8 protein-coding genes are annotated in these 13,301 nt (G+C 60.7%); 2 read left to right on the plus strand and 6 right to left on the minus strand.

The window, feature by feature from the left end:
- Positions 1–9 precede the first annotated feature (9 nt).
- Genes LUU92_RS05820 through LUU92_RS05835 form a run of 4 tightly spaced genes read right to left on the minus strand, consistent with a single transcriptional unit; the run spans position 10 to position 6,059 of the window.
- Positions 10–1,389 (minus strand): ATP-binding protein, encoded by a 1,380-nt coding sequence (locus LUU92_RS05820; protein WP_257103293.1) that lies wholly within the window; start codon positions 1,387–1,389, stop codon positions 10–12.
- Complete coding sequence (locus tag LUU92_RS05825; RefSeq protein ID WP_071488681.1) at positions 1,386–3,200, minus strand: DAHL domain-containing sensor histidine kinase; 1,815 nt, start codon at positions 3,198–3,200, stop codon at positions 1,386–1,388. The genes LUU92_RS05820 and LUU92_RS05825 overlap by 4 nt, the downstream gene beginning before the upstream one ends.
- Positions 3,197–4,159 carry a cytochrome-c peroxidase gene (locus LUU92_RS05830; protein ID WP_071488682.1) on the minus strand — a complete coding sequence of 321 codons (963 nt, stop codon included), beginning with the start codon at positions 4,157–4,159 and terminating at the stop codon, positions 3,197–3,199. Before LUU92_RS05830 ends, LUU92_RS05825 begins: the two co-directional genes overlap by 4 nt.
- A gap of 25 nt (positions 4,160–4,184) precedes the next feature.
- Positions 4,185–6,059, minus strand: a complete 1,875-nt coding sequence (locus LUU92_RS05835) for a putative bifunctional diguanylate cyclase/phosphodiesterase (protein ID WP_257103294.1) — start codon at positions 6,057–6,059, stop codon at positions 4,185–4,187.
- Positions 6,060–6,278: 219 nt separating this feature from the next.
- On the opposite strand from LUU92_RS05835, the gene nosR reads away from it, so the two are divergent.
- Entirely contained in the window at positions 6,279–7,580 is a 1,302-nt protein-coding gene (gene nosR, locus LUU92_RS05840; protein ID WP_093512296.1) for a response regulator c-di-GMP phosphodiesterase, NosR family, read from the plus strand.
- Positions 7,581–7,606: 26 nt separating this feature from the next.
- Here nosR and LUU92_RS05845 read toward each other — a convergent pair whose 3' ends face one another.
- Entirely contained in the window at positions 7,607–11,770 is a 4,164-nt protein-coding gene (locus LUU92_RS05845) for a DUF6543 domain-containing protein (RefSeq protein WP_257103295.1), read from the minus strand.
- Positions 11,771–11,944: 174 nt separating this feature from the next.
- Between LUU92_RS05845 and LUU92_RS05850 the strand changes: the two genes are divergently transcribed.
- Positions 11,945–12,367: an NUDIX hydrolase gene (locus LUU92_RS05850; RefSeq protein WP_071488686.1), complete on the plus strand. Its 423-nt coding sequence runs from the start codon at positions 11,945–11,947 to the stop codon at positions 12,365–12,367.
- A 10-nt stretch (positions 12,368–12,377) separates the two neighbouring features.
- On the opposite strand, the gene metR is transcribed toward LUU92_RS05850, so the two are convergent.
- Positions 12,378–13,295 (minus strand): transcriptional regulator MetR, encoded by a 918-nt coding sequence (gene metR / locus LUU92_RS05855; protein ID WP_071488687.1) that lies wholly within the window; start codon positions 13,293–13,295, stop codon positions 12,378–12,380.
- Positions 13,296–13,301: the final 6 nt, after the last annotated feature.

Here is a 13,301-nt window from a genome sequence, read left to right on the forward strand (position 1 = left end):
CGGCGTGTTCTACGCCGCCGTCTGCCGGATCGGTAGCACCACCCGAAACGTCGTACCTTTGCCGGGTTCGCTGCTGACGGAAATATCGCCCCGGTGTTTCTTGACGATGCCGTAGGACAGCGACAGACCCAGCCCTGTGCCTTCACCCACCGGTTTGGTGGTGAAGAACGGGTCGAAGATTTTCTGCACGCTCTCAGGCGCAATCCCACAGCCGTTGTCGGCCACTTCCAGCCATACATGCTCGCCTTCCACACCATTGCTGATGGTGATGGTGCCGCGCTCGGGTCCCATGGCTTGCGCAGCATTGATCACCAGGTTCATCACCACCTGGTTGAGCTGGGATGCCAGGCACTCGATTTCCGGTAGCGGGGCATAGTGCTTGACCACATCGGCCTTGTACTTGAGTTCGCTGGCGACGATGTTGAGCGTGGAGTCGATGCCCTGTTGCAGGTTGGCAAATTGCCAGGTCTGGTCGTTGTCCACCCGGGAGAAGTTCTTCAGGTCCTTGACGATCTGTACCACGCGGCTGATGCCTTCCTTGGATTCCCTGATCAGGATCGGAATGTCTTCCTTGAGAAAGTCCAGTTCCACCTCGTCGCGCATCGCCTTGAGTTGATCGCGCTGTGTTCCCGATGCGAGGCTATCCTCGACCGTCCGGTAGGCATCCAGCATCTGTTGCAGCTGGTTGAAATAGCCATCCAGGGTACTGAGGTTGGAGGAGATAAACCCCACCGGGTTGTTGATCTCATGGGCCACGCCCGCCGCCAGTTGCCCCAGCGACGCGAGTTTTTCCGACTGCACCAGTTGGCTTTCCAGGTGCTTGCGCTCGTCGATCTCCAGTTGCAGCGCTTGGGTGCGCTGTTCCACCAGTTGTTCCAGGTGCGCGGTTTGCAGGGAGGCACGCCGGGCCATGTCCCATTTGTTGGCCAGGGTGTTGGCCATTTGCTGGACTTCGATATTGTCGAAGGGCTTTTTCAGGATCAGCAGGCGATCATGGGCGTGCAGGCGCTCCAGCAGGTCTTCCCAGGAATAGTCCGAATACGCGGTGCACACCACCACCTGCAGGTCGGGCGCGACTTTCCAGAGTTCCTCGATGGTTTTTGCGCCATCCCAGCCCTGGGGCATACGCATGTCGACAAAGGCCAGGGCGTAGGGTTGTTTGTTTGCCATGGCCGTGATGAGTAGTTGCAGGCCTTCCTCTCCACCGTATGCCGAATGCAACTCGAACACCTGGGCCTGGGCTTTGGCCGTGTCGCCGAACAGGGCCGACTCCATGTCATCCAGCGCCTGGTTGGATTCGACGGCAGGCATCAGGATTTTGCGAAAGTCGTCATGGATCGACGGTGTGTCATCGATCAATAAGATGCGCCGGTTGGGAGGCTGGTTCATGGGGGGCTTCCGGCAAGAGTGAGAGGAATCGTCAAGGTAAACACCGCACCGAGGCCAGGCCCATCGCTGTGTGCGCTGAGCTGGCCGTTCATTTCCACGGCGGCCAGGGCGCAGCTGTGCAGGCCGAAGCCGTGGCCTTCCTTGCGGGTGGTGAAGCCGTGGGTGAAGATCCGGGTCATATTCTCGGGGGGGATGCCTTCGCCCTCGTCTTTCACGCTGATCTGCAAGGTGTCATCGGCTCCCGGCTGGACAACCAGGGTCATTTGTCGTGGCCGGTCGGTGAGGTTGGACATGGCGTACTTGGCGTTGCTGATCAGGTTGACCATGATCAGTAACAGCCGGTGTTTATCCCCGAGGATTTCCGGCACCCGTGCGTACTCCTTGACCACCGTGACGTGGTGACGGCTCAGGGCGCCGGCATTCATGCGCAAGGCATCTTCCATCAAGGCACTGATGTTGACCGGCTCCAGCAGCGTGGACGCACCGGCGTAGGATTGTTGGGTGGCGACGATGTCCTTGATGTGGTCGACGCTTTTGCTCAACTGCGCCAGTTCCTCGGTCATGCCCTGCTGTTCGGCGGCGATGGCTTCCACCAACTGGTTCAAGTAGCCGGGCAACAGTTTGCCCTTTTCATCTTCGGTGAGGAACGTGCCCAGGTCAGCCTGGCGTTCGTTGATCAACTGCATGGCTTTACCCAGGCCCAGGGCCTTGCTGCTACGCAATTTGCGGCTGACGAGGTCGGCGGAAATGTTCACGCTGTTGAGCACATTGCCGACGTTGTGCAGCACGTTGGTGGCGATCTCGGCCATGCCGGCCTGGCGGGCGCTGTCCATCAGTTCACTCTGGGCATCCTTGAGTTGCTGCGTGCGCCGCTCCACGCGTTGCTCCAGGGTTTCATTGGCCGCCTGCAAGGCGCGGTTGACCCGGTTGATCTCGGCGAAACTGCGCAACAGGCGCACGGCCAGGTAGAGCAACAGCACCACCAGCAAGGTCGAGAAAATCAGCAGGTAACGGTGGTATTGGTGGTCGATCAGGTCGGCCGTCTGCTGGTCCTGGTTGAGATGGGTGGTCAGGTCATCCAGGCGTTCGGCCACGGGCACCGCCGCGATCCGTTCAAGCAGGCTGTTGACCAACGGCTGTTCGCGCAGGATCAGCGAAATATGATTGCTGAGAATATCGACCGGCGCCTGGAACTCGACAGGCAGCAACTCTTTGTTGACGGCCAGCTTGCCCAGGCCGACGAGAATGTCGGCGGCTCGATCATCGCTGGTGACCTGGGCGAACTCCAGGCTGCTGAGCAACAGGTCGTAGGTGTCGGTGGCCACGCTTTGCAGTTGCGCCTTGCCCTCATCGTCCACCCGGTTGAATTGGGCCTGGATATCGTCCTCGGCAGTCGGGAGGAAGGCCAGCGAGTTGCGCAGCACCGCGTTGTGGGATTTGAACTGGTCCACCAACCGGGCCTTTTCCTGGATGGCCGCCTCATAGGCTTGTTGATCGGCCTGCCAGCGGGGCTGGTCGGTGGCCTCGTGGTAGGAACCGCGGCTTTTCAGCTCGGTCCACAGCCGGGTCATTTCCAGCAGTGGCGCGACCAGGGGGTCGTAGTTATGGGTAATAGAGATCCGGGCCTTGAGCACCTCACTGTCCCATTGGGCATTGAGTTGCTGGAGTTGCCGGATCAGGTCCCGCGAGTGAGTGTAACTGGCTGTCTGGTCACGGCCTGACTTGAAGTACAGAAAGACCAGCGTCGAGGCCAGCAGCACGGTGATCAGGGCGAGCAGCAGTTGGCTGGTACGGCGTCTGGCCAGGATCATAGTGGTTTGCCCGCCCATTCGCCCGTCAGGGTCTTGAGGAATTGAATGATCAGGTCCTTGTCTTCCTGGGAAGGGTTGCGCCCCAGTTGATACTTGAACATCACATCGACCGCTTCTTCCAGGGTCCTGGCCGAGGCGTCGTGAAAGTACGGGGCGGTGACGGCTACATTGCGCAGGCTGGGCACCTTGAACACATGGCGGTCCTCTTCGTCCTGGGTCAGCAGGTAGCGCCCAAGGTCCGACTCCACCGGATTGCCCCGTGCCTTGAAATAGTCGCCCATCACGCCGAACTTCTGGAACATGTTGCCGCCGATATTGACCCCCTGGTGGCAAGCAATGCAGCCGTAGTCCTTGAAGCGTTGGTAGCCGTACTTTTCCTGGGTCGTGAGGATCTCGGTGTTGCCCAGCAGGTACTGGTCGAATCGCGAGTTGGGTGTCAGCAGGGTGCGTTCATAGGTGGCCAGTGCGTTTTGCACATTGGCGGCGGTGACGCCGTCGGGGTAGGCCTGGCTGAACGCGGTCTGGTAGGCAGGCATGGCGGACAGGTTCTGCACCACGGTTTTCCAGTCACTGCCCATTTCCACCGGGCTGATCACCACCTGTTCGACCTGGGCTTCCAGGGTATCCACCCGGCCATTCCAGAACTGCTTGAAGTTCAGGCTGGCGTTGAATACCGACGGCGTGTTGATCTCGACCGGCTTGCCGTCGAAGCCAAGGGAAAACGGCTTGTCGTCGGCACCGCCGGACGCCAGTCGATGGCAACTGGCGCACGAGAGGGTGCCGTTGACCGACAGGCGCGGTTCGTTGAACAGCTGGCGACCCAGCTCGACCCTGGCCGGGTCCAGCGTGGGAACCGCAGGCAGCGGTTTGAGCGCTTCATCCAGTGGTGCGGCCAGCAGCGGTGCCGCCAGGCCCAGCATGAACATCAGGCCAAGACGGTAAGTTGAGACATTGCTCAAGCGAGCACTCCTTGCAAGCATAGGGCTATGGGGTGGGCATCAATGTCGCGCAGCCCACTTGCAGCAACTGGGCAAAGTCTTTGGCAGGCACGGCCTTGCTGAATAAAAAGCCCTGGCCTTCTTCACACAGCTGGGCTTGCAGGAAACTCAGCTGATCGAGGGTTTCGACCCCTTCGGCGATGATAGTCAGTTCCAGGCTCCTGCCCATGCCGATGATAGCGCTGATCAGTTGCTCGTCCTGGTTATTTACGTTCAGGCCGCGCACGAAGGACTGGTCGATCTTCAACACGTCGATGGGGAAGCGTCTCAGGTAGCTGAGGCTGGAGTAACCGGTGCCGAAGTCGTCCAGGGCCAGGCGCACGCCCATGGCCTTGATGGTGTGCAGGGTCTTGACGGTTTCTTCGACATTTTGCATCAGCACGCTTTCGGTGATTTCCAGTTCAAGCAAGTACGGCGGCACGCCGGTTTGCTTCAGCACGGCGGCGAGTTTGTCGACGAAGTCGCGTTGGCGGAAGTCCAGGGGTGAGATATTCACCGAGACACATAATGGCGGCAGGCCCATTGCACGCCAGGACTGCACCTGCTCGCAGGCCTGGCGCAGCACCCATTGGGTCAGGGGCACAATCAGCCCGCTGTCTTCGGCCACGGGGATGAAGTCGCTTGGCTTGATCCAGCCCGAGCGTGGCTGATACCAACGGATCAACGCTTCGGCGCCGACGATTTTGCCGGATTTCAGGTCCAGCTTCGGCTGGTAGTGCAGCACAAACTCGTTGCGGTCCAGCGCCTGGCGAATCGCGCTTTCCAGGTTTTGCTGGAATTGGGCGCGCAGGTTCATGTCTTCGGTGTAAAAGCTGAAACCATCCGGGCCCTGTTCCTTGCGGGTGTGCATGGCGGTTTCAGCGTGCTTGATCAGCTCCACGGCATTCCCGCTGTCATTGGGGTAGATGCTGATGCCCAGGCTGGCGGTAATGCTCAGGTCGTGCCCTGCCACATGCCGGGTGGTTTTAACGGCGGTGAGTATTTTTGGCGCAATATGTTGGGTTTGCTGGGGATGCTGGATATCGTTGAGCACGACCACGAACTCGTCCGAGCCGTAGCGAAATACCGAATCCGACTCACGTACAGCTGCCACCAGGCTCTGGCTGACTTGTTGCAGCACCTCGTCGCCCACCGGATAGCCCAAGGCATTATTGATGCGCTTGAAGCGGTCCAGCCCGATAAACATCACCGCCAGTTGCGTGTCATGCCGGCGGCCCAAGGCAATCGCCTGGGTCAGCCGGTCGCCCAGCAGGGTACTGTTGGGCAATTCGGTGAGGGTGTCGTATTGCAACAGGTGCGAGACCTTGAGCAATTCCTGCACCCGTTCTTCGATGGTGCGCTCCAGGCCGAGCACTTTCTGCGCGATATCCTGGGCAAGCTGCCATTTCCAGGTCAGGGCGCTGGCCATCTGGCGGATTTCCAGGTGGTCGAAGGGTTTTTTCAGGATCAGCAGTTGGTCGTTGTACTTCAGTCGCGCCTCGATGGCTTCGAAGGAATAGTCGGAATAAGCCGTGCACAGGGCGATCTGCAGGTTGGGATCGACGTTCCACAGCTGTTCGATGGTCTGCAGGCCATCCCAACCCGGCGGCATGCGCATGTCGATGAACGCCAGGGCATAGGGCGCGTTGGCGGCCAGGGCCCGGTTGACCAGTTCCAGGGCTTCCTCACCCTGGTAGGCGGAGTCCAGCTTGAAGGCCTGGCGTACTTTAGGGGCGGTGCCGAACAGCGCTTCCTCAAGGTTCTCCAACGAAGGCTCGCCATTGGCATCGGCGCAGAGAATCTTGCGGAAGTCCTGATGGATCGAGGCCGTATCATCGACGATCAGAATGCGCCGGTTGGCCCTGGCGGAATCAGCAGTCATGGCCTGTTCCGTGACGACAAAGGGTTTGACTGCATAACGACTCCTTCCCTGATTTCGCCTCGGAGCGGGGCGCCAACCTGTTCTGTCAGCATAGTCGAGGTCCCTTGATATCGACGGCCAGTTGGCGTCAAATCAACCCCGCGCCTCAGGCGAAGGAAGCTGGCCGGGCACAAGGGTTCAATTTAGCTCCATTTTGTTTGATTTGAAGGCGCGGTCACCATGGATGAGAAACCCACTGTTTTACTGGTCGATGATGAAGAGTCGATTCTCAATAGCCTGCGCCGGCTGTTGCGCAGTCAAGCCTTCGATGTGGTGCTGGCCGGCAGCGGCGCCCAGGCCCTGGAGATCATGGCGGCACAGCCCATCGACCTGATCATGAGCGATGCGCGCATGCCCGGCATGGATGGCGCGCAGCTACTGGCCGAAGTCCACCGGCTGTACCCGGCCACCAGTCGTATCCTGCTGACCGGCTACGCTGACGTGCCGACCATCATCAAGGCGATCAACGAAGGGCAGATCCACCGTTATATCGCCAAGCCGTGGAATGACGATGAACTCAAGCTGATCCTGCAGCAGGCGCTTGAGCATCAGCGGCTTGAACGGCTGACCCAGGTGCAGAACGACCAGCTCAAGGCGCTCAATGCCACCCTGGAAAAACGCGTCGCGTCGCGCACCGCCGAGTTGCAGCAAACCGCCGACATGCTCGACCTGGCCTACGAAGAACTCAAGCGCAGCTACGTGACCGGCACCGAGGTGTTTTCGCTGTTGGCCAACCTGCGCCTGCCCAGGGACAAGCAGACCAACCGTGCGCTGATCGAACTGATCCGCGTGTACTGCGCCGCCCAGGCCATGGATGAAGCCAGCACCCGCGACCTGACCATGGCCGCCGCGCTTTACAACATCGGCAAGCTGAGCTGGACCGATAGCATGATGGTGTCGCCGTCGGACAAATTGCACAGCACCGACCGCACGCTCTACCGCGAGTACCCGGCCCAGAGTGAATCGCTGTTGATGACCCTTGAACCGATGAAAGACGCGGCGCGGATCATTCGCCATCATCAGGAGCGCTGGGACGGTACGGGCTTTCCCGACCACCTCAAGGGCGAGTCGATTCCTCCCGGTTCACGGCTGTTGAAATTGGCGGTGGACTTCATCGAGTTGCAGAAAGGCTTGATCCTCGAGCGCAACTTGAACAGCGATGAAGCCCTGCTGTTTATCCGCAAATATGCCGGGCGCCTCTACGATCCGGACCTAGTGGAAGATTTCGTGCAGGCCTGCGCAACCTTCCTGAGCGACGTGACCCTGGGCGACCCCACGGTAAAAGTCCTCACCACTCGGGAACTGGAGGCCGGCATGGTCCTGGCCCGCAACCTCAATGCCGACAACGGCATGTTGTTGTTGAACGCCGGCAAGGTGTTGAACCTGCCGCTGGTCGACAAGTTGATTGCGTTCGAAGCGATGGAGGGCGCCAAGTACAGCGTGTTCATCAAGACGCCCGAGGAGCAGGCGCAACTCCCCTAGTGTGCTCCGTACGGGGCCCGGTTTGCCTACAGGCCCCAGGTTTTACGCCGGCTGCCGTGATAGTCGATGATGCCCCTGAGCACGTACACGTCTTTCTCACCGTCTTTCCCGGTTTTCTCGAGCGCCACTCGCCATCGACCGCGCCCGGCGCCTGGGTCCAGTTGCGGCAGATCCACGTAGCTGTAGCTGCCGATTTTCTTGCCGCTGACCCGTCCTCCTTGAATGTCCTGAACGATTTCGTCGATTTTGCTTTTGGCGTTGGCTGGCAGCAGAGACAGTTGGGTTTCCATCAGCTCGTCGAACCTGACGATGTGGGCCGCCCCGTCGCCCGAGGGGGTGACGGGGCTCGGTGGCACAGGGGTTTGTGGCCTTTGAGGCAGCCTTTCACCGCGAGGAAGTGGCGGGTGTGCGGGTTGAAATTCCAAAGGCGTTGAGAATTTGGGAATGGTTCTTTCAAATTCCGCGACCGTCACGCTGTCCACCGCCTTGAAACTGGAGACTGCTCCGGTCCTTTCGCCGTGGGACAAGACAATGTAGGGAATGCCGGCTTTTTTGAAATCGTCTGAAAATGAATCGACGCCGAGCTTCAGTAAAAACTCACGGCGCCGTTCGATCCTGAACGTTTCCAAGGCTTCCTGGATACTCTGGGCCTCGAGCAGTTTCTTCAAGGCCTCGTTAAAGCTGATGTTGTGTTGTGTAGCGATGTCCTGGACGATCTTCGTGCGTCCTTTTTCTCTCACAAACGCCTCGAGGGTTTCCTGCCGCCAGGTGGACAAGTGAAACTTATTATCGAACTTGGTCAGGCTGTTCAGCTGTTTCTGGGTGAACGCATAACCGACGAAAGTGGCGCCGGTATCTTGGTCGATAATACTGATCGATGCCACGACGTGTTTTGAGAAGTCGTCGTTCCGGCCAACGATTCGTTTGATTTTAATAAACAGATTTTCCATCTCCTCGCTGGAAAGGGTGAATTGTCCGGACAGGAAGTAGGTGGTCTTGTTCAGGTGTGTATAAAGGTTCGCTTCGAATTCAATGTTCAATAACGTCTCGCGCAGTCGCGGCGCGGGAACCCCCCGCTGCCCCCAGACAATACGGCGAAACGTGGCCTCATCGACACTCAGGCGCTCCAGCGCGTTGTCCAGCAGTCGACGTTTCTGTGACACGGTCACCTCCTTGAGCATCGCTTCGCCATGGGTAGCAGAGAAGTAGATGCGCATCGCTGCGATCAGGTCATCGTGCACTTGCTGTTCGGCGGTACGCCCCCCGAGAACGCCCAACACCGACCCGCCCCCGCGTGTCGTACGCTCAAAGCGTGGCTTCCAGCTTTTTGCATCGCCCGGCACAACCATGAAATCCGGCTTATTCCCCGTCGGGTGCTTGATAAAGCGCGCACCTTCTTCCACATGGGACGCATACAGGTAATAGCGACCGTCGTTGCCCATCATCGCGACAAAATGCTGATTGCGACTGTCCATGAAACTGAGCGCGCCCATCGCGCGCGACAGTCGAAAATGGTGGGTTTGGGCAAACGCTTCGACGTCAAAAAGAGCGTCGATCGAGTGGGGCAGTCGGTACTCTGCGACATCGACCCAGGCCGGGTCCAGCGGGCGGATCGAGGGTTTGGCGAGAACGATGGAGGCTTTTTTGTCTTCGCCGATTTTGCGGATCAGGCCCGGGATACTGCGCCCCAACTTCTGCGCGTTGCGCACCCCCCGGACAATGTAGCGGTGGGCCAGGCGCCGCAGGGCCTTGAACAGGGACAGTCCGAGGAGGAAGTCAGCCACTTCGACGGAAAATAAAAAGCCGTTGACTGCCGATTCGAGGGCAATTTCTGCGTTGGTCCGCGAACGGTAATCGGCATGGGAAAGCTGAAAGCCCAGTTGTGCCGAATACAAATAGGCATGCAGTTCGCCGGTGACCGGGGTCAGGGCATAACGGTGCACGCTGCGAGTGTCATTGAATACCCGGGAGAGTTCGCGCACATCGTGCGTGGCCATCCGTTGGCTGAAATAGGCACGCCATTCGGGTTTGGCCTTGAGCGTATCGAGTTCCGCCAGGCCCAGCACCAATTCCCTGAAGGGCGCATCATCGGGGGCCTCCGGTGTGTAAAGCACGCACACGCCGCCGGGCCTGGTGCCCTTGCGCTGAATGACCAGCACGCCGTTGATCACCTGGCCTCCCTGGCCCCCTTCAAGCCCGCCTCCCATGACCAGGAGATTGACCTCGATATCGAACTGGCCGACCTTGGGCCGGGTGGTGGGGTCGGGATGCTGCGCAACTGCCTGTACCCAGTCCAGTCCACCGCCGGGTGTCTTGAAAATAAACAGGTCGTTGACAGCAGGATTGAGCCGACTCTCCAAGGCGTCCTTGCGCATCCTTGCCGCATTCGCGTGCTGCCAGGCGCTGGCGAAAGCGCGGCCTTCACCGTCTGGCGCGAACGCCGCCCTGAGGTACGCCGCGTACTGCTGGCCAATGTCGGCCTGTAGGGCAAGGGCGCGCAGGTCTGCGTTGTCGAGCCTGCCGACTTTTTCTCCTCGCGTGTCGAAAAGGTCGGCAGTGGCGGTGATCGTTCTGTGCAATTCATGGGGCGACCACGCATCGATGTTGCGCCGGGCATAGCTTCCCAGGGTGCGCAGGTCCACGACTTCTTTGACGTTCCAGGTGCCGAAGGTCAATGTCTGCTCCGTCAACACCAGGGGAATATCGAGCTGTGGGTCTTCACAGATGTAGACCGTTTCGGATTCGTCGTCTCGATAACCCGTGACCTTGACTGGCATTGACGTGCTCACACGCAGTCGTACCAGGCTCTTGTGGACGTCCAGGTCCACATTGGCATATTCCGGTTTCTGGCGGCTGAGCACCTTGCGGGTTTCATCCTCCGCGAATGCCGGCAGGGTCGAAATCTGTTCAAGCAGTGGGCGCAGCGCCTCATTGTTGTCGACCAGGGTTGTTTCCAGCTGTCGGTACAACTGCTGGTCCGCCGGGCTGGCCGTGCTCAGCCAGACGGGGTCGTGCGGCGCGACCAGGCGCAGGTTGCGTGCCGCGAGGGCCGCGGATACATCCAGGTGTTTCGCCAGGTCGGCAACCAGAGCGAGTTCACCGGCCAGTGGCAACGTCTGTTGGCGCAGAGCCGTCCGGGTGTTGAAGTACTGCCGTACCCGCAGGGAGCGGACGTGGTCGGCGATCACATCGGCCTCGATCCGTGCCGGGTCGCTCGCCAATATTGGCGTGTCACTCGCGTGTGCTTGAGCGGCCAGCGGCAGGCTGGCAATCAGGCGTTGGCCCGCGGGGTCGCTGGCGCGCAGACGTGCCGCCACGGTTTCATTCAACCGCGCCAGGTTTTCAAATTCCTCGAAGCCTTCGCCAGGGCTGAAGAGCAGCACGCTGCCAACGGGCGGTGTGCCACCGGTGGCGTTCAGGATGAACGCGGCGGCGAACTCGCTGCCATTGTCCAGCGCCAGCCGGTACACGGCAGGTCTGGGGCCTGTGGGAAACACCTTTTTGCGCGCCGCGGCGGTGGGGTATTTCAATACCGTGTCCGCCAGTGTCCGTGACGCGGCCGACAATGTGCCGTCCAGCGTGCGCAGGGCCAATTGGTGGGCCAGGACCTGCCGGCGCAGGTCGACCAGTCGCTCCTCGAGGGTCGGTTGGTCGCCTTCCCGATCTCTCCAGAATTCATTGAGCTTGACCGTGAAGGCGATTTCCAGCACGCCCGCCAGTGTGGCGGTCGGGCTGGCCGCAGACAGGCGTTTGGCCTCATCCACGGTACCGCTTTCCCGGTAGAAGGCACCGCTCTCTTGCGTCAGATAAGCCTGCGCGTCGGGGCCGCGTAACCTGGCCAGCAGTGATCCCAGGGGTTCGCTGCCCAGCCATTGTTTCTGGCCCGGTACGTCCTCGCGATAGCGGCTGTAGAAAATGTGGTTGGGATTGATGGGCCGCTGCAATTCAGGAAACAAGGCAGCCAACTGTTGCTGATACACCGTTTCAAGATTCGGCTGTTGCTGGAGCAGTTCGTCGGTCTGGGTATTGAACCTGCCGAGTGCCTGGATAAGCAGCACTTGCTGGGTGTCGCCGGTCTGGTTGGCGGCGGGTACCACCGGCAGGGTCACGGGTTGCGAGAGGTCGGCAGGCCCGTTGACCGGCAGGAGTGGTTCCGGGGCATCTGAGGGGGGAAGCGATGACTGGTACATGGTGAACTCGTATGGAAGGCGCTTGCTGCGCACGGCTGGATCAGAGTTCGGAGTCTAGGGTGGGTGGTTGCACGTGTTGCGGTGCATGTGTGTGGGTGAACGCGTGCCCGGGGGCGATTGCCTGCAACGGATGCCCATGTGATCCTTGCCGCTTTTGCGCCTGAGGTTTATTGCATGTCCACCATTATCCGCATTGCTGCTGCCCTCCTGATCGGCAGTGACGGCCACACGTTGCTGGTTCGCAAGCGCGGCACCCAGGCCTTCATGCAGCCGGGCGGCAAGATCGACGCCGGTGAGCAACCCGCCCAGGCCCTGGCCCGCGAGCTGCACGAAGAGCTGAACCTGCATATCGATCCAGGCCAGGCCTTGTACCTGGGGCACTTCTCGGCGCCGGCCGCCAACGAGCCGGGTTTCACCGTGGAAGCCGAGCTGTTCCAGGTGCGGATCGACGTACCGGTGACGCCCGCCGCTGAAATCGAGGAAATACGCTGGATCGATCCCATGGGCGACGGCGGCTTGCACCTGGCGCCGCTGACCCGCGACCTGATCCTGCCGTTCTACCGCGAATCGCTGGCCGGCTGCGCGACGTCCGCTTGATGGGGGGCGGTCAGCGAACCGCGCTGACGCCATCCAGGGTGGAGAACGAGGTGTCCTTGGCCGTCAGCAGGAAGTCGCGCATGTACGGTGCATCCAGCATGTCGGCGCGAATCCCCGCATACAACGTCGCGAACAAGCCTTTCTCGCCGAGGCGCTTGGCTTTCACATAACCACGCGAGCTGTATTCATGCAGCGCCCAGTGGGGCATGCCGCATACGCCACGGCCGCTGGCCACCAGTTGCATCATCATCACCGTCAGTTCCGAGGTGCGCACCTGGGCCGGTTCCACGTCGGCCGGTTCCAGGAAGCGGGTGAAGATGTCCAGGCGGTCACGCTCCACCGGGTAGGTGATCAGGGTTTCGGTCAGCAGGTCCTCCGGCACGATGTACGCCTTGTTCGCCAACGGGTGCTGATTGGCCACGGCCAGCATGGCTTCGTAGGTGAACAGCGGCACGTAGGTGATGCCGGGCAACTCGAGCGGGTCGGAGGTGACCACCAGGTCGAGGTCGCCACGGGCCAGGGCCGGCAGCGGGGCGAAGGCGAAACCCGAGGCCAGGTCCAGCTCGACTTCCGGCCAGGCATCGCGGAACTGGTCGATGGTCGGCATCAGCCACTGGAAGCAACTGTGGCACTCGATCGCCATGTGCAGGCGCCCGGCGGTGCCGCCGGCCAATCGCGCAATATCCCGCTCGGCGCCGCGCAGCAGCGGCAGGGTGGCGTCGGCCAGTTGCAGCAGGCGCAGCCCTGCGCTGGTGAAACGCAGCGGCTTGGTCTTGCGCACGAACAGCGGCATGCCCAGGCGTTCTTCCAGTTCCTTGAACTGGTGAGACAGCGCTGATTGCGTGAGGTGCAGGCGCTCGGCCGCTTCCACCAGGCTGTCGGCTTCGCGCAGGGCGTGCAGGGTCTTGAGGTGACGGATTTCGAGCACGGGCTC

The organism is Pseudomonas extremorientalis (assembly GCF_024584605.1).
GTDB classification, from domain to species: Bacteria; Pseudomonadota; Gammaproteobacteria; order Pseudomonadales; family Pseudomonadaceae; genus Aquipseudomonas; species Aquipseudomonas extremorientalis.